The sequence below is a fragment of the Mycobacterium sp. SMC-13 genome, assembly GCF_045311035.1.
Classification (GTDB): Bacteria; Actinomycetota; Actinomycetes; order Mycobacteriales; family Mycobacteriaceae; genus Mycobacterium.
On sequence record NZ_JBJIAI010000025.1, the window covers coordinates 42,222 to 59,444 of the forward strand.

Sequence of the window (17,223 nt, forward strand, 5' to 3'; positions counted from 1 at the left end):
AACTCATGACCACCACCACCGCACCTGCCCGCGTCCGCTCCGACCGTCTGCTGCGTCTGGCCCTGCGCGCCGACGCCCTCATCAGCGGCAGCGGCGGCGTCATCCTGGCGGCCGCGGCCGGCGCCATCGCAGCGGAATCCGGCATCCCGCGGCCCGCCGTCTACGTGCTGGCCGCCGTCCTCGTCGGCTACGGCGTCGGTGTCTACGGGCTGTCGACCCTGGCCGCGGTGCGTCGTCCCGGCATCGCGGTGGCGATCGCCAACGTGGTCTTCACCATCGCCGCGGTGCTGGCCGTGGTCGACGATGTCTGGCCGCTGACGACGACGGGCGTGGCCATGATGATCGTCAGCGCCGTCTACACGCTCGCGATGGCGGAGTTGCAGTACCAGGGCGTCCGCCGCGCCTGATCACCTGGGGATTTGTGCACGATTTTCCGCGCCGCCCGCGGAAAATCGTGCACAAATCCCTGTCTAGAGCTTGCGGAGGCGCAGCCGGTTGATGGAGTGGTCGGCGTCTTTGCGCAGCACCAGCGTGGCCCGGGGCCGGGTCGGCAGGATGTTGTGGATCAGGTTGGGCAGGTTGATGGACTGCCAGATGTCGCGGGCGGCGAAGATGGCCTGTTCGTCGGTCAGCGTCGAGTAGTGGTGGAAGTGCGACTGCGGATTGGCGAACGCGCCCGCCCGCATCGCCAGGAACCGCGACACGTACCACTGCTCGATGTCCTCGATGCGGGCGTCGACGTACACCGAGAAGTCGAACAGGTCCGAGATCATCAGGGCCGGTCCGGTCTGCAGGACGTTGAGGCCCTCGATGATCAGGATGTCGGGGTGCCGGACGACGACCTTCTCACCGGGCACGATGTCGTAGATCAGGTGCGAGTACACCGGAGCGGACGCCTGATCGGCGCCCGACTTGACCGCGGTGACGAACCGCATCAGCGCGCGACGGTCGTAGCTCTCGGGAAAGCCCTTGCGGTGCATGATCTTTCGCCGCTGGAGCTCGGCGTTCGGGTACAGGAAGCCGTCGGTGGTGACGAGGTCGACACGCGGGTGGTGGCCGAACCGGGCGAGCAGCGCCTGCAGCACGCGGGCGGTGGTCGACTTGCCGACGGCGACGCTGCCGGCCACGCCGATGATGAACGGCACCGGGCGGTCCGGATTCTGCTGCGGCTCGCCGAGGAACTCCGCTGTCGCGGCGAAGAGGCGCTGCCGGGCGGCGACCTGCAGATGGATCAGACGGGCCAGGGGCAGGTAGACCTCTTCGACTTCCAGCAGGTCGAGCTGCTCGCCCATACCTCGCAGGCCCAGCAGCTCATGAGCAGTGAGTTTCAGGGGAGTCGCCATACGCAGCGCGCGCCATTGGCGCCTGTCGAACTCGACGTAGGGACTCGGCTCGCTCGGCCGCGGCATGTGCTCAGTCTTGCAGTCATTGCCGGGCGATGAACGCGGGGGTACCGGCTAACGTGGGCGGGTATGAGCGCTGGGCATATCTCGCTGCCGGTTCCCGACACCGTCGCCGACGGCTTGATCCGCGAATACCTGCTGCTCGGTCTGCGGTTCGACCGCATCGAGGAGGGCTACGTCGACTCGTTCACCGGCGACCCGGCATTGCGGCAGCAGGTCGCCGACGAACCCGCGCCGGACCCCGCGGCGGTGGCCCGCCAGGCCCGCCGGCTGCACGGCGAGGTCGATGCTTCCGGGCTGGACCCGCAGCGTGCGGATTACCTGAAGGCGCATCTGCGGGCCCTGGACTGCGCGGGGCGCAAGTTCGCCGGCGAGGACGTCGGCTTCGTCGACGAGGTCCGCGACTACTTCGACGTGTCCATCGCCAAGGGCGACGAGGACCGCTACCGCGAGGCGCATCGACTGCTCGACGAGGCGCTGGGCGGCAGCGGCCCGCTGGTCGAGCGCATGCAGGCGCACCGGTCCGGCGAGGAGATTCCGCCCGAACGGCTCGAGGAGTGCATCCACGCGTTCTCGTCCGCGCTGCGCGACCGGGTCCGGGTCGACTTCCCGCTGCCCGATTCCGAGACCATCAACTACGAGATCGTCACCGACAAGCCGTGGTCGGGCTTCAACTACTACGAGGGCAACTACCGGTCGACGGTGGCGGTCAACGCCGACCTCAAGCAGCAGATGTCGAACCTGCCGCGGCTGGTGGCGCACGAGTCGTACCCGGGCCACCACACCGAGCACTGCCGCAAAGAGTTCGGGTTGGTAGCCGGTCAACATCAGGCCGAGCAGACGATCTTCCTGGTCAACACCCCGCAGTGCCTGATGGCCGAGGGCCTGGCGGACCTGGCGCTGTACGCCGCGGTGCCCGAGAACTGGGGCGCCTGGGCCGCCGAGATCTACCAGGACCTGGGCCTGCGCTTCGATGGCGAACGCGCAGAAGCGATTTCACAGGCCAGCGCGGCCCTCGCCGACGTCCGCCAGGACGCCGCGCTGATGCTGCACGACGAGCACCGCGACGCCGACGACGTGGTCGCCTTCCTGCAGCGCTGGCTGCTGACGAGCCCGGAGCGGGCCCGGCAGTCCATGCGGTTCCTGTCGTCGCCGCTGTGGCGCGCCTACACGTCGACATATGTCGAGGGCTACCGGCTGCTGCGCGGCTGGCTCGATGCCCGGCCCGCCGATGTCAGCCTCACCGCGCGGTTCGGCCGCCTGCTCGACGAGCCACTGATCCCGTCGTCCCTGCGGAATTAGGCGCCGACGGTGTGGACCCTGCCGCGGGACAGCGCGGGCAAGGCCATGCCACTCAACGTCCTGTTGGTGGTGTGGATGGCGGTCGGGCGGGGACTGTTCGTCCAGCTGGGCTGGATGACGGTATTCGTCGTCCTCGTCTCGCCGGTGCTGCTGATCTGCCTGACGATGACGACCAGGATGATCCGGCAGCTACCCGGGCGGGAGCTGACCCCTGCCCAGACCCGCGCGCAGGTGGCCGTGTGGTCGGCGATGTTCGGCTTCGGCGTGTTCTGCGCAGACGGCGGCGACAGCGGCACCACGTCGTCGATCCTGATGAAACTCCTCGGCGAGCCGTCCTGGTCGGAAACGGTGAGCGAGCTGCTCTGGTCGGCCTGCGTCATTGCCGGACCCGTCGCGTGGTGCGTGCTGTTCTCCAAGCTCACCAAAGGCCTCGCGCCCGTCCAGCCGCCTCACCCACCCACGGGATATCCAGGCCCGGGTCAGGTGAACGGCCACGACCGGCCCTATTAGGCTGAACGCATGACCTTGGATTCGACTGTATCGGGCGCTTCTGCCTCGTCCGGCCTGGGTGCCGGGTACGCCGCCACCGCCAGCGAGGCCTACCAGGCGGCGCTGCGGGTCATCGAGCAGGTTGAGCCCCGCGTCGCCGACGCGACGCGCAAAGAGCTTGCCGACCAACGCAGTTCGCTGAAGCTGATTGCGAGCGAGAACTACGCGTCGCCGGCCGTGCTGCTGACCATGGGCACCTGGTTCTCCGACAAGTACGCCGAGGGCACCGTCGGGCACCGGTTCTACGCCGCCTGCCAGAACGTCGACACCGTCGAGGCCCTCGCCGCCGAGCACGCCCGCGAGCTGTTCGGCGCCCCCTACGCCTACGCGCAGCCGCACTCGGGCATCGATGCCAACCTGGTTGCCTTCTGGGCCATCCTGGCCACCCGTATCGAGGCCCCCGGCCTGGCCGAGCTCGGCGCCAAGCACGTCAACGACCTGTCCGAAGAGGACTGGGAGAAGCTGCGCAACAAGCTGGGCAACCAGCGCCTGCTCGGTATGTCGCTGGACACCGGCGGTCACCTGACGCACGGCTTCCGCCCCAACATCTCGGGCAAGATGTTCCACCAGCGCAGCTACGGGACGGACCCGCAGACCGGCCTCATCGACTACGACGCCGTCGCCGCTGCCGCCCGCGAGTTCAAGCCGCTGGTGCTGGTCGCCGGCTACTCGGCCTACCCGCGCCGCGTGAACTTCGCCAAGATGCGCGAGATCGCCGACGAGGTCGGCGCCACCCTGATGGTCGACATGGCCCACTTCGCGGGTCTGGTGGCCGGCAAGGTGTTCACCGGCGACGAGGACCCGGTGCCGCACGCCCACGTCACCACCACGACGACGCACAAGTCGCTGCGCGGCCCGCGCGGTGGCCTGGTGCTGGCCACCGAGGAATACGCCCCGGCCGTCGACAAGGGCTGCCCGATGGTGCTCGGCGGACCGCTGTCGCATGTGATGGCCGCCAAGGCCGTGGCGCTGGCCGAGGCCCGTCAGCCCGAGTTCCGGAGCTACGCGCAGAACGTCGCCGACAACGCCAAGGCGCTCGCCGAGGGCTTCCTCAAGCGCGGCGCGACGCTGGTCACCGGCGGCACCGACAACCACCTGGTGCTGCTGGACGTGCAGTCGTTCGGCCTGACCGGCCGCCAGGCTGAGTCGGCGCTGCTGGACGCGGGCGTTGTCACCAACCGCAACGCCATCCCGAACGACCCGAACGGCGCCTGGTATACCAGCGGCATCCGCTTCGGCACCCCCGCGCTGACCACGCGCGGCTTCGGCGCCGACGAGTTCGACAAGGTCGCCGAGCTGGTGGTCGACGTGCTGAACAACGCCTCGGCAGACGCCGGCCCGAACGGCCCGTCGAAGGCCAAGTACACGCTGGCCGACGGCACCGCCGACCGCGTCCGCGCGGCCTCGGCCGAGATGCTCGACGCCAACCCGCTGTACCCGGGTCTGACGCTCTGATTTGACGCCGAAAGTGGGGCCTGTGGCCGGAGGATCGCGAGATTCTCGGTCATAGGCCCCACTTTCGTGTGTGCCGCTTGGCGAGAAAGCCGATGTGCACGGCGCACACCTCGGTAGCCTGAGCTGCGGCCGAGGAGGTGGCAGATGGGCAGTGAGGTGCTGGCCGCGATCATCGACTATTTCGCCCAGAACAAATATGCCTTCGTCAAGGGCGTGATCGCCGAGATCCTGGACGCAGTGCCCGAACTCAGCGACCCGTCGTTCCATGAGATCGTCGCTGTCAATGCCACCGAGAGCCTGGACCTCTTCCTCGACGTGCTTGCGAACGGCCTTGACCCACAAAGCATCTCGCCGTCCAGCCTCGCCATCGCCAACGTCGAGCGGGCGGTGACCGACGGTGTGCCGCTGACTGCGATCCTGCGGGCATACCGCGTCGGGCATGGCCGCATGCTCAGCACCTGTCTGGCCGAGATGCCGGCCGATGCACCCGGGGCGGCCGAGGCCATGATCGAGGTGGTGAATCTCAGCGGGTCGCACAACGGTCGGGTCACCGAGCAGATCACCGCGCTGTACGAGGACCGGTTGACACAACGTGTCCGCACTGACGAAGCGATCCGGCGGCAGTGGATCACCCGCCTGCTAAATGACTCTGAACCCGATGTGGCGCAAGCGGAATCGGCGCTCGGATACCGGCTGTCTGGCAGTCACCTCGCCGTCGAGGCATGGGCGGACGACACCGCGGACGCCGACGCGTTGCCCAAAGTAGTGACGGTCCTGCGTCAGGTGCTGCCAGGAGTCGATGACGTCCTTGTCTTAGGCGGGGAATCGCAACAGCGCATCTGGTTGCGTCTGCCGGCGGCCGTCCGGGTGGACCACGACGAACTCGCAAGACGATTGTGTATCAACGGATTGCGCGTCGCCGTCGGCCGGCGCGGTGAGGGGCTCGACGGTTTCCGCTCGGCGGCGCGGACAGCAGCGCGGGTCAAGGAATTGGCCCGGTCCGCACCCCATGAACCGCAGGTCGTGCTGTTCGACGACGTTGCTTCAGTCGCGTTGCTGGCAGACGAGCCGGCCGACCTCGCGGCGTTCGTTGCCGCCGTCCTCGGCTCGCTGGCGGACGACGACGCGCGGTGCGAGCAGCTACGCGAGACCATCCGGGCCTTCCTGGCCGCCAACTGCAGCTACACCGAGACCGCGAAGCGCACGATGTTCCACCGCAACACCGTCTACCTCAGGGTCCAACAGTCCGTCGACCAATACGGCCTGCGCCTGGACGCCGACACCCTGACGGTCGCGCTGGCCCTGGAGATTTGCCGCTGGTACGGCGGACGGGTGCTTGCGCCGGTTTCCTGAGCTTGCGGCTGGGTGATGTGCATTTTGCACATGCCGGCCCGAAAACGCTGGTCTGAGCACCCATTGGTTCAGCACAGCGATCGCTCATATCGTGACGTGGACGACAATTTCGTCGAGCTGTTCACCACATCACACCCCGGCGTTCCGCTGAGTCAGCCAACCCGGGCAGACCCATCACGAAGGGGCGAAGCATGTCTGAGTTGGGCCACTCTTGGCGGTCGCATACGGCAGGGGACGATCAGCCGGTAGCAACCGGTAACCGTGCGGCGCGGCGCCGCTCCCGGACCAAGCGGGGGATCGCCACGACCGCCGTCGCCGGCGCCATGGTCGCGGCGCTGACCGCCCCGCAGGCGTTCGCCGCGGACAGCAACCAGGCCGTGACAGATCAGATCCTCGCCCAACAGCAGCAGATCATCGCCACCAACAGCAACTATCCGTTCATCAAACCGTCCGACGTGAGTTCGTTGCCGCAATACACCCAGGCCCTGGCGATGGGCGTGCTCTTCGGTGCGCTCAATGAACAGAACCGGATCAACGGCTACGACCGCAACGGTGAATTTCTCACCGCCCCCTGGAACGCGCCGTCTGCCGAGCCTCTGCCGTTCTCGAACGACCCGACGGCGGACAACAAGTACACGCTGCTGGCCGTGCGGGGCGAGTCGTACACGGTGACCATCACCCCTCGCCCTGGCACGAAGGTGGTGACCTTCGTTCCGATGTCGGGGAACATCATGGACGGGAAGTTCATCTCGACCGGTGTCAGCTATGACCTGACGCAATTCACACCGAATGCGGACGGCACGTACACCGTGGTGATCAGTCCGGACCAGCAACCGGGCAACTGGGTGAACAGCACCGGCGCCCAGACGATCCTCATGCGCGATACCACCACCGACTGGGGCATTCCGCACGACACGATCCTCATCAAGCAGCAGAGTTCATCGTCGCAGTTCAAGCTGCCGGTGCTGTCAGAAAGCCAGGTGGCGGCGGTGTTGGCCGGCGTCGCGGACAATGTCTCCGGGTTCAATTCCAGCGTCACGAATAAGGGAATTCAGGCGGTCTGGGCCGCAGTACCGGAAAACACCTTCACCGTGATCAAGCCGACGACTTCGGCGGTCGGCGGCCCGATTCTGCCGGGGCAATTGACCAGCATCGGACACTTCAACCTGCAGCCGGACCAGGCACTCGTGGTCAAGGTGCCCACCGTTTCGGCCGGCTACGTGGCTGCCCAGCTGACCAATATCTGGCAGCTGGATCTGCCGTATGTGACCGCGCAGAGCAGCCTCAACGGCAGCAACATTTTTCAGGCAGACGACGGTTACACCTATTACGTCGTCAGCGCCACGAACCCCGGCGTCGCGAACTGGCTGGACAACGGAGGCGTCGTCAACGGCTCCGTCACGCTCCGGTTCCAGGACGTCAACGGCACGCTCGACAACAATGCGGTGACGGCCCAAGTAGTCCCGATCTCTGATGTCCGTCTGCACTTGCCGGCCGATACCCCGACCGTCACCCCGCAGCAGTACGCGGCCAGCCTCAAACGGCGGATGTTCGAGTTCAATTACGTGCACAACCAGAACAACGTGCCCACTGGCTGGGCGACGGCGAATTTGGAGCTCGATCAGATCAGGGCAGCGGTCGGCACCGACAAGTTCAACGAGATATTCGGTAGCCAGAGCAACGTCCCGTCCGTCCTGGACCGGATCACGCAATCTGCCCTCAACCCGGACTACGTCGACCTCGCCCGCGGCATCTTCGCCAACCCCGTCGGCAGCTTGTCCGCTCTCGTGCAGAACATTCCGTTGGCGGCCCAGGACATCGTGAATCCCATGGTCCTGTCCGCTCTGCGGTGCGACCTACTCATCAACCAGACCCTCACCCAAATCCGGGCCGGCCTCGCTTCCGGGAACATCACCGCCGTGGTCGCGGCGCTGGGCAGTGGCATCCAAGGTTTGGGCACAATCATCAACCGGACCTTGACCGACCCGAGCACCAGCGTCACTGCAGGCTTCCTGAACGCGCGTGACGACCTGTCGGTGGCGCTGAACCGCGCCGACAGCTACTCGCCGTTGACGATGGGCAACATCAAGACGGTCGTCAAGGAGCTCGGAGACCTCGGCCGCACCACAGGGCACATGCTGGTCGGTGGGCTGCGCGGCGCGATCCCCGCGGCCAACCCCACGTCACAAACCCCGACCGGGACGCCGGCGCCGACCGCGGCAACATTCGGCGCGGACGTGACTCCGACAGCGAAGACCACACATGAGGCGGACACAACACCGACGGCACAGCCCGCTAGCCCGGCAGCACCGACAGCTGCGGACCCGGCGGGCACTCCGGCGAGCAGCCCTGCGAAACCGTCTGACACCCCGGCGGCCGAGGGATCGGCGAAGCCGGCGGCCGCCAATGGCAAGAACCAGCAGACCGACGGCACGCCGCACGTCAAGCAGCCCAAGGACGGGAAGCGATCGAAACCTGCCAATGGAAAGCCGTCCAAGGTTGCCAAGGGTTCCAGCACTTCTGGCGCCACGCAGACGAGTGGCCCGGAGGACTCCAAACCCGCACACAGCAAGCAGCACGCCGAAAGTAAGAATTCAGCTTCTGCTGGTGGCGGAGAAAAGACCGCAGGCGCAGGTTCGGGCACAACGAAGTAACCGTCTGCGGGCGAATGGGGGCCGGGTGACACCGGCCCCCATTTGTGCGGGGCAGATTTCAAAAACATGTGAACTCGGGTTACAGTTACTTTCATGGCTGAGAAACCGGTTGCCAACGCACTGACCCTCGAGCTCGAGCCCGTGGTGGACACCGAGCTGTCCCGGCACCTCGCGACTGAGGAAGCCTGGTACGCCCATGACTACGTCCCGTTCGAGCAGGGCGAGAACTTCGCCTTCCTCGGCGGCACCGACTGGGACGCCTCCAGCGTCACGCTGCCCAAGCCGGTCACCGATGCGCTGGAAATCCTGCTCATCACCAAGGACAACCTCGCCGGCTACCACCGTGAGCTGGTCGAACACTTCATCCTCGAAGACAAGTGGGGCCGCTGGCTGGGCCGCTGGACCGCCGAGGAGCACCTGCACGCCATCGCGCTGCGTAACTACCTGGTCGTCACCCGCCAGATCGACCCGACCGCCAACGAGGACGTGCGCGTCGAGCACGTCATGAAGGGCTACCGGGCCGACAAGTACAGCCAGATCGAGACGCTGGTCTTCATGGCGTTCTTCGAGCGCGCGCATGCCGTCTTCACCCGTAACCTGCAGGCTCAGATCGAGGAGCCGGTGCTGGCGGCCATGGCCGGCCGTATCGCCCGCGACGAAGAGCGGCACGAGGAGTTCTTCGCGAACCTGGTCTCGCACCTGCTGCAGACGCACCGCGACGAGACCATCGCCGCCATCGCGGCCCGGGCCGCGGGCCTCGAGGTCATCGGTGCCGACATCGACGCCTACCAGGACAAGGTCCAGGTTGTTGCTGACGCCGGCATCTTCGACGCCGCAGCACTGCGCACCGTCATCTCGGACCGCATCAAGGCGTGGGGGCTGAGCGACGAGCCGTCGCTCGCTCAGTTCATCTAGACGTCACAAAACAGGCGCGGCGCGCCAGTGAGCGCGCGGCCGTCGCCGGGGGTAGCGTCGCCGGTGATGGCTAGCGAATTGCTCTGCTATCCGGGCGGTACCCGATTAGAGATTGGGACCGGCCCCGGTCCAGGTACCGCTGCGTCCACCGAAGTACTCGTGTGGGGCCGCACGGGCCGAGGAGCGCCACGTGTCTGATTCGCAGGTCCGTACCTACGTGCTCGATACCTCCGTGTTGCTGTCCGATCCCTGGGCATGCACACGCTTCGCTGAGCACGAAGTGGTTGTCCCCCTGGTGGTCATCAGCGAGCTGGAGGGTAAACGCCACCACCACGAACTGGGCTGGTTCGCCCGGCAGGCCCTGCGCATGTTCGATGACTTGCGGTTGGAACACGGACGGCTGGATCAGCCGATTCCTGTTGGGACGCAAGGGGGAACGCTCCAGGTCGAGCTGAACCATGTCGACCAGTCGGTGCTGCCCTCGGGCTTCCGCACCGACACCAACGACCACCGCATCCTCGCCTGCGCCGCCAACCTCGCCGCCGAGGGCAAGCGAGTCACCTTGGTCAGCAAGGACATTCCGCTGCGCGTCAAGGCCGGCGCGGTGGGCCTGACTGCCGACGAGTACCACGCGCAGGATGTCGTGACGTCCGGCTGGACGGGCATGACCGAGATGGACGCCTCGCCGGAAGACATCGACACGCTGTTCGCCGACGGCGAGGTCGACCTGCTGGAAGCGCGGGATCTCCCGTGCCACACCGGAATCCGGCTGCTCGGTGGCACGTCGCACGCGCTCGGCCGCGTCAATGCCGAGAAGCGCGTGCAGCTGGTCCGCGGTGACCGCGAAGTGTTCGGCCTCCGGGGAAGGTCAGCCGAACAACGCGTCGCCCTCGATCTGTTGCTCGACGAGTCCGTCGGCATCGTCTCCCTCGGCGGCAAGGCCGGTACCGGCAAGTCGGCGCTGGCGCTGTGCGCCGGCCTGGAAGCGGTGCTCGAGCGCCGCACCCAGCGCAAGGTCGTCGTGTTCCGGCCGCTGTATGCCGTTGGCGGACAAGACCTCGGCTACCTGCCGGGCAGCGAGAGCGAGAAGATGGGCCCGTGGGCGCAGGCCGTCTTCGACACCCTGGAAGGCCTGGCCAGCCCGGCCGTGCTGGAAGAGGTGCTGTCCCGCGGCATGCTGGAAGTGTTGCCGCTCACGCATATTCGCGGCCGCTCGCTGCACGACTCGTTCGTCATCGTCGACGAGGCCCAGTCGCTGGAACGCAACGTGCTGCTGACGGTGCTCTCGCGCCTCGGCTCCGGTTCCCGCGTGGTGCTCACGCACGACGTCGCCCAGCGCGACAACCTGCGTGTCGGCCGGCACGACGGTGTCGCGGCGGTGATCGAGAAGCTCAAGGGCCACCCGCTGTTCGCGCACATCACCCTGATGCGCAGCGAACGCTCGCCGATTGCCGCGCTCGTCACCGAGATGCTCGAGGAGATCAGCCCCGGCACCCTGCCGTGACCTGAGCCGGACCGCGATTTGTGCACGATTTTCCGCGCTGAACACGGGTTTTCGTGCACAAATCGCGGCGTCGGTAAGGTGATTGGGTGCGACGCGAGAGCAAGGCCTGGCCCTACTGGCGAACCGTCCTCGGTGTGTGTGCCGGTGTGACGATCGTCGTGGTCGGGTGTCAGACCGGCAATGTCGCCAAGGCCGACGAAGTCGACTGCAGTAAGTACAAGTGCGTCGCGCTCACATTCGACGACGGTCCCAGCCCGTACACCGACCGGTTGCTGAAAATCCTGCAGGACAACGACGCGAAGGCGACGTTCTTCGAGATCGGCAACAAGGTCGCCGCAAACCCCGACGGCGCCAAGCGCGTAGTCGAGGCCGGCATGGAGCTCGGTCAGCACACCTGGGAACACCCCAACATGACGACCATCCCGCCGGAGTTCATCGCGGGCCAGTTCAGCAAGGCCAGCGACGCCATCGAGAAGGCCACCGGGCAGCGGCCGAAACTGGTGCGCACCGCCGGCGGCCTGATCAATGACCAGGTGCTCGCCGAGGCGAAGAAGCAGGGCCTGGCCGACATCAACTGGGACGTCATCCCGTTCGACTGGGCCAACGACTCCAACACCGCGGCCACCCGCTACATGCTGATGACGCAGATCAAGCCGAACTCGGTGGTGCTGTTCCACGACACCTACTCATCGACGGTCGATCTGGTGCAGCAGTTCATCCCGGTCCTGAAGGCCAACGGGTATCACATGGTGACGGTCAGCCACATGATCGGCCCTCGTGAGCCGGGCACGAGCTACGGCAGCCGGGAGAACGGCCCGCCGGTCAACGATCTGACCGACATCCCGCCGGCGGAGATTCCGACGCTGCCCAACACGCCGTCGCCGCCGCCGATGCCCAACATCCCGATCACCGACATCCCGGGCGCCAACTCCGGCGGCTCGAACAACGGCCAGTAGGTACGCCGAGCGGCTGCCGCAGAGGTAGGTGCTGCCATCGGAAGTACGTGGCTTCAATCACGACGGGCCGCGGCTGCGGTGACTGAACCCAGGTACTTTTTCCGGCCACCAACGGTCCCTGAGTGCAAAAACCACCGGGACATCGCCCTTGCGATTGAACGCACGGACTTCCTGCCCGGTTCGGCGCCGTGCAGGGGACCCTACGCAGTGGGGAAGCGGTCGACGATCGCGTCGACCATCGCCAGGAGTTCGGCGATGCGCCCGCGCAGCACGTCGAGATGCTTGTCGGCGCCCTGCTTGGCCGCCCGGCGCTCCGTCACCGCCAGCTGCAGGTGCAACTCGGCTAGTTCGTCCTCGAGCAGTTCGATGAACAACCTGGCCTGCAGGACATCCGCATTGCGCTGACCCGGTGATGTCGTCACGAGTTTGAGGACCTCGGCCTGGGGTTTGGGCAGCCGCTCGCCGGCGTGCGTGTGCGGCATGTGGAAGCGGCCGTGCGTCATGCACGGGACGGCATCCAGCCGGGCACCTCGGTGCGAATCGGTGAGGTCGGCCGTCATTGCAACACAATCGCAAATGCACGGGTCGAATCCCGTTTCCCGGCAGTATCTGTCCAGTAAGGAGCTGTTCACATTCGCTTCACCTGCGATGTGAGAAGAGCCCGCGGGAGGGCAGCAAAAAAAGTGCCCCCTTCCGAAGAAGAGGGCACTTTTCTGCGGCTGAGAACTACTCGCCGTCCTTGACCTTCGCCATGGCCAGCACGTCGAGACGCTTGTCCAGCTCGGCCAGGGAGAGGTTCTCGCCGATCAGGCCGCGGTCGATGACCGTCTGCCGGATGGTCTTCTTCTCCTTGAGGGCTTCCTTGGCGACCTTGGCGGCCTCTTCGTAGCCGATGGCCGAGTTCAGCGGCGTCACGATCGACGGCGACGACTCCGCCAGCGTGCGCAGGTGGTCCTCGTTGGCGACGAGGCCGTCGATGCACTTGGACGCGAACAGCCGCGACACGTTGGACAGCAGCGTGAAGGACTCGAGCACATTGCGGGCCATCATCGGGATGTAGACGTTCAGCTCGAAGGCGCCCGATAGGCCGCCGACGGTGACGGCCGCGTCGTTGCCGATGACCTGCGCGGCGACCTGGGTAACCGCTTCGGGCAGAACAGGATTCACCTTGCCCGGCATGATCGAGCTGCCCGGCTGCAGGTCCGGCAGCTGGATTTCGCCGAGGCCGGTCAGCGGGCCCGAGCCCATCCAGCGCACGTCGTTGGCGATCTTGGTGAGCGACACCGCGATGGTCTTCAGCGCGCCGGACGCCTCGACGAGTCCGTCGCGGGCGGCCTGGGCCTCGAAAGAGTCTGCGGCGGTGCGCAGTTCGGCGATGCCGGTCTGGTTCACCAGCACCTCGACGACCTTGGCGCCGAAGCCGTCGGGGGCGTTCAGGCCGGTGCCGACGGCGGTGCCGCCGATGGCCAGCTCACCCAGACGGGGCAGCGTCGCCTTGACGCGCTCGATGCCGGCCTCGATCTGACGGGCGTAACCACCGAACTCCTGGCCCAGGGTGACGGGCACGGCGTCCATGAGGTGGGTACGGCCGGACTTGACGACGGTGCGCCACGCGCGGGCCTTGTTGGCCAGCGACTCGTGCAGCACCTCGAGCGCCGGGATCAGGTGGCGCACAGCGGCTTCCGTCGCCGCGATGTGCGTGGCGGTGGGGAAGGTGTCGTTGGAGCTCTGCGACATGTTGACGTGGTCGTTGGGGTGGACCTCGACGCCGTTGCGGGCCGCGATGGAGGCGATGACCTCGTTGGCGTTCATGTTCGAGCTGGTGCCCGAGCCGGTCTGGAACACGTCGATGGGGAATTGGTCGTCGTGCAGACCGTCGGCGATCTCACCGGCGGCGGCGATGATCGCGTCGGCCTTCTCGGGGTCCAGCAGGCCCAGGTCCTTGTTGACCTGTGCGCAGGCGCCTTTGAGCAGACCCAGTGCGCGGATCTGGGTGCGCTCGAGGCCGCGGAACGAGATCGGGAAGTTCTCCACGGCCCGCTGCGTCTGCGCGCGCCACAGGGCGTTGATCGGCACCCGGACTTCGCCCATGGTGTCGTGCTCGATCCGGTACTCGGCTTCGACAACGTTGTCGGACATGTGCTCCCTTTGGTTGAGGTGAACGGAAACTACGGCAGGGGGTGTGCGGCGGAGAGGTCTCCGGTGAAGTCCACCGCGGAGTACTCGTTGAGCTTGGACAGCCGGTGGTAGGCCTCGATCATCCGGACGGTGCCAGACTTCGAGCGCATGACGATCGACTGGGTGGTGCAACCGCCGGCGAAGTAACGCACACCGTTGAGCAGGTCGCCGTCGGTGACGCCGGTGGCGCAGAAGAAGACGTTGTCGCCGGCGACCAGGTCTTCGGTGGTCAGCACGCGCTCGAGGTCGTAGCCGCGGTCGAGGGCGCGCTGGCGCTCATCGTCGTCGGTGGGGGCCAGGACGGCCTGGATCGCGCCGCCCATGCAGCGGATGGCGGCCGCGGCGATGATGCCCTCCGGCGTGCCGCCGATGCCGGCCAGGATGTCGGTGCCCGACTCGGGGCGGCAGGCCGAGATGGCGCCGGCGACGTCGCCGTCGGAGATCAGCCGGATGCGGGCGCCGGCCTCGCGGACCTCGCTGATCAGCTGGGCGTGCCGGGGCCGGTCCAGGATGCACACCGTGACGTCGGCGACGGACTCGTTGAGGCGCTTGGCGACGCGGCGGATGTTCTCGCCGATGGGCGCGGTGATGTCGATGACGTCGGCGGCGTCGGGGCCGACGGCGATCTTGTTCATGTAGAAGACGGCCGACGGGTCGAACATGGTGCCGCGCTCGGAGACCGCCAGCACCGAGATGGCGTTGGGCATGCCCTTGCTCATCAGGGTGGTGCCGTCGACGGGGTCGACGGCGAAGTCGCAGTCGGGACCGTCGCCGTTGCCGACCTCTTCGCCGTTGTAGAGCATCGGCGCGTGGTCCTTCTCGCCCTCACCGATGACCACGACACCGCGCATCGAGACCGAATTGACCAGCTCACGCATGGCGTCGACGGCCGCGCCGTCACCGCCTTCCTTATCACCGCGGCCGACCCAACGGCCGGCGGCCATGGCGCCGGCTTCGGTCACGCGGACCAGTTCGAGAGCGAGGTTGCGGTCTGGGGCTTCCCGGCGCGAAGGCGTCATGCGCAGATTGTCCCATTAGCCGGTGCGCCCCGGGGAGCTGGGATACTGAGCACCGTGACGTCATCATCCCCGGAACCCGAGGGTCAGCCGCTGTCCGCACCCGAGGCGGTCGCCGAGGGCCAGTCGGTGCCGGTGCCGCGCCCGGCGAAGGACCGGCTGCTGCAGGACGGCCGGGACATGTTCTGGTCCATCGCCCCGCTGGTGGTGGCGTGTATCGCGCTGGCCGGGATGCTCGGGATGTGCTCGTTCGCGCCGCAGGGCCCGGGCAAGGGGCCGGCACCGCAGTACGACGCCCCGGCCGCGCTCAAAGCCGATGCCGCGGCGCTCCGCATCCCGATCCGGGTGCCGCAGCTGCCGTCGGGTTGGCACGCCAATTCGGGGTCGCGCGGTGCCATCGAAGCCGGCCGCACCGATCCCGTCACCAAGCAGCCGACGCGCGCGCTGACGTCCAAGGTCGGCTATCTGACCGCTGCCGGCATGTTCGTGGCGCTCGTCCAGAGCAACGCCGACGAGGAGAAGCTGGTGTCCTCGATCCACACCGGCATGTACCCGACCGGTGCGCAGGACATCGGCGGCGTGCACTGGGTGGTGTACGAAGGTGCCGGCGAAGACCAGCAGGGCACCGAACCGATCTGGACCGCGAAGCTCGACGGGCCGACGGGCCCGGCGCAGGTCGCGGTCAGTGGTTCGGCGAATCCGGCGGACTATCGGACTCTGGCTGAGGCGACGCAGAAGGCGCAGCCGCTGCCTTAGCCGGCGGCGTGCGACGGGCCCGGATCGCGGCGATGAGCCGTCCGAGACGGCCCGGGGCGTGGGGTGCGTCGGATTCCGGCTCGCTCAACGGAACACCTTTGTAGACAGCGAGATACACGCTGATCGTGGTGACCACGACGATCATCAGCACGGGGCCGATCACCAGGCCCAGGAAACCGAACATCGCGATCCCGGAGAACACCGAGAGCAGCATCAGTGCCGAATCCAGCCGGGCCGCCTTGGGCACCAGGATGGGCCGCAGCACATTGTCGATGTTCGTGACCACGAGGACGTGGAACAGGATCACGAACAGGCCGCCGCCGACGTTGCCGAACAGCGCCAGGCCGATGCCGAACGGGATGCTGACGATGCCACCGCCCAGCGGGATCACCGACAGCGCGCTCAGCAGGATCGCGAAGATGAAGAATCCGTCGTGGAAGCCCGCGATGTAGATCGAGATCGCGCCCGAAACACCTTGGGCCAGGGCGATGACGAACTGGCCGAGGACCGTGCCGCGCACCATCGCGCCCATCTTGGCCAGGTACAGGTCGGTGACGTCCTCGCCGAGGGGGTTGAGCCGACGGATCAGCAGGATCAGTTCATCGCCGTTGACCAGCATCGAGATGAACACGTAGATGAAGATCACGGCACCGGCCAACGCGCCGAACAGCCCGCCCGCCGCGGTCTGCAGCACGTTCAGGCCCCACTCGCCGGCGCGCTGCGCGAAGCTGACGATCCATTTCTGCACCGACTCGGGCGTCAGCGTGACGTGGTGCAGGTACGGAATTTGCGCCAGCAGGTCGTTGGCGGCCTGCAGCGCCCGGGTGCCCAGCGCGCCCATGTCGTTGCGGCTGACCCAGTCCGACACGTTGCGGATCATGGTGGTGATCTGGACGACGCCGATGGCGACGGCCCCGCTGATCGGCACGACCACCACGAGCAGCGCCGCCAGCAGGGTCAGTGTGGCCGACAGGCCGGTGCTCAGCCGTGCCGACAGTCGGCGGAACAACGGGGTGAACAGATAGGCCACCACTCCGGCCACCACGACCAGCATGAACTGCCCGCGCAGGAAGTACGCGCCGAATCCGACCGCCAGGATCGTCGCGACGGCGAGCGCCCGCTTCTGGGTGACCGTGAAGTCGGTGTCCATGACGGTGATTCTGACGGATCTGCCGCCGGTTG

The 17,223-nt window shown here is 67.0% G+C and carries 15 protein-coding genes; 10 read left to right on the forward strand and 5 right to left on the reverse strand.

Going from position 1 to position 17,223, the window contains the following annotated elements:
- The first annotated feature begins 5 nt into the window (after positions 1-5).
- Complete coding sequence (locus ACJH6I_RS26355) at positions 6-407, forward strand: hypothetical protein (protein ID WP_406784776.1); 402 nt, start codon at positions 6-8, stop codon at positions 405-407.
- Positions 408-470: 63 nt separating this feature from the next.
- On the opposite strand, the gene coaA is transcribed toward ACJH6I_RS26355, so the two are convergent.
- Complete coding sequence (gene coaA / locus ACJH6I_RS26360; protein ID WP_133425516.1) at positions 471-1,409, reverse strand: type I pantothenate kinase; 939 nt, start codon at positions 1,407-1,409, stop codon at positions 471-473.
- Between the two features lie 63 nt (positions 1,410-1,472).
- Here coaA and ACJH6I_RS26365 point away from each other — a divergent pair, with 63 nt between their 5' ends.
- The 8 genes from ACJH6I_RS26365 (at position 1,473) to ACJH6I_RS26400 (ending at position 12,091) form a co-directional block, all read left to right on the forward strand.
- On the forward strand, positions 1,473-2,705 hold the full coding sequence (locus ACJH6I_RS26365; RefSeq protein ID WP_346415201.1) for a DUF885 domain-containing protein: 1,233 nt from the start codon (positions 1,473-1,475) through the stop codon (positions 2,703-2,705).
- Positions 2,706-2,714: 9 nt separating this feature from the next.
- Positions 2,715-3,215 (forward strand): hypothetical protein, encoded by a 501-nt coding sequence (locus ACJH6I_RS26370; RefSeq protein WP_346415200.1) that lies wholly within the window; start codon positions 2,715-2,717, stop codon positions 3,213-3,215.
- Positions 3,216-3,224: 9 nt separating this feature from the next.
- A complete protein-coding gene (locus tag ACJH6I_RS26375) occupies positions 3,225-4,709 on the forward strand; it encodes a glycine hydroxymethyltransferase (protein ID WP_346415199.1) in 1,485 nt (494 codons plus the stop codon).
- A gap of 144 nt (positions 4,710-4,853) precedes the next feature.
- Positions 4,854-6,062, forward strand: coding sequence for a helix-turn-helix domain-containing protein (locus tag ACJH6I_RS26380; protein WP_346415198.1), 1,209 nt, complete (start codon positions 4,854-4,856; stop codon positions 6,060-6,062).
- A gap of 191 nt (positions 6,063-6,253) precedes the next feature.
- Positions 6,254-8,716 (forward strand): hypothetical protein, encoded by a 2,463-nt coding sequence (locus ACJH6I_RS26385; RefSeq protein ID WP_406775956.1) that lies wholly within the window; start codon positions 6,254-6,256, stop codon positions 8,714-8,716.
- 93 nt (positions 8,717-8,809) lie between these two features.
- Positions 8,810-9,631, forward strand: coding sequence for an acyl-ACP desaturase (locus ACJH6I_RS26390; protein WP_406775955.1), 822 nt, complete (start codon positions 8,810-8,812; stop codon positions 9,629-9,631).
- Positions 9,632-9,821: 190 nt separating this feature from the next.
- A complete protein-coding gene (locus ACJH6I_RS26395) occupies positions 9,822-11,135 on the forward strand; it encodes a PhoH family protein (protein WP_029104718.1) in 1,314 nt (437 codons plus the stop codon).
- Positions 11,136-11,221: 86 nt separating this feature from the next.
- Positions 11,222-12,091: a polysaccharide deacetylase family protein gene (locus ACJH6I_RS26400; RefSeq protein WP_406775954.1), complete on the forward strand. Its 870-nt coding sequence runs from the start codon at positions 11,222-11,224 to the stop codon at positions 12,089-12,091.
- A gap of 200 nt (positions 12,092-12,291) precedes the next feature.
- Here the strand turns inward: ACJH6I_RS26400 and ACJH6I_RS26405 are convergent, their stop codons facing one another.
- The 3 genes from ACJH6I_RS26405 to glpX all read right to left on the reverse strand — a co-directional run bounded on the left by ACJH6I_RS26405 (position 12,292) and on the right by glpX (position 15,288).
- Entirely contained in the window at positions 12,292-12,651 is a 360-nt protein-coding gene (locus ACJH6I_RS26405) for a hypothetical protein (RefSeq protein ID WP_406784777.1), read from the reverse strand.
- Between the two features lie 166 nt (positions 12,652-12,817).
- Positions 12,818-14,230, reverse strand: coding sequence for a class II fumarate hydratase (locus tag ACJH6I_RS26410; RefSeq protein WP_138248182.1), 1,413 nt, complete (start codon positions 14,228-14,230; stop codon positions 12,818-12,820).
- Positions 14,231-14,259: 29 nt separating this feature from the next.
- Entirely contained in the window at positions 14,260-15,288 is a 1,029-nt protein-coding gene (gene glpX, locus ACJH6I_RS26415) for a class II fructose-bisphosphatase (protein WP_138248183.1), read from the reverse strand.
- Positions 15,289-15,378: 90 nt separating this feature from the next.
- On the opposite strand from glpX, the gene ACJH6I_RS26420 reads away from it, so the two are divergent.
- Positions 15,379-16,041, forward strand: coding sequence for a DUF4245 domain-containing protein (locus tag ACJH6I_RS26420; protein WP_138248191.1), 663 nt, complete (start codon positions 15,379-15,381; stop codon positions 16,039-16,041).
- Here ACJH6I_RS26420 and ACJH6I_RS26425 read toward each other — a convergent pair.
- On the reverse strand, positions 15,968-17,191 hold the full coding sequence (locus ACJH6I_RS26425; RefSeq protein ID WP_138248184.1) for an AI-2E family transporter: 1,224 nt from the start codon (positions 17,189-17,191) through the stop codon (positions 15,968-15,970). The genes ACJH6I_RS26420 and ACJH6I_RS26425 overlap by 74 nt on opposite strands.
- Positions 17,192-17,223 lie beyond the last annotated feature (32 nt).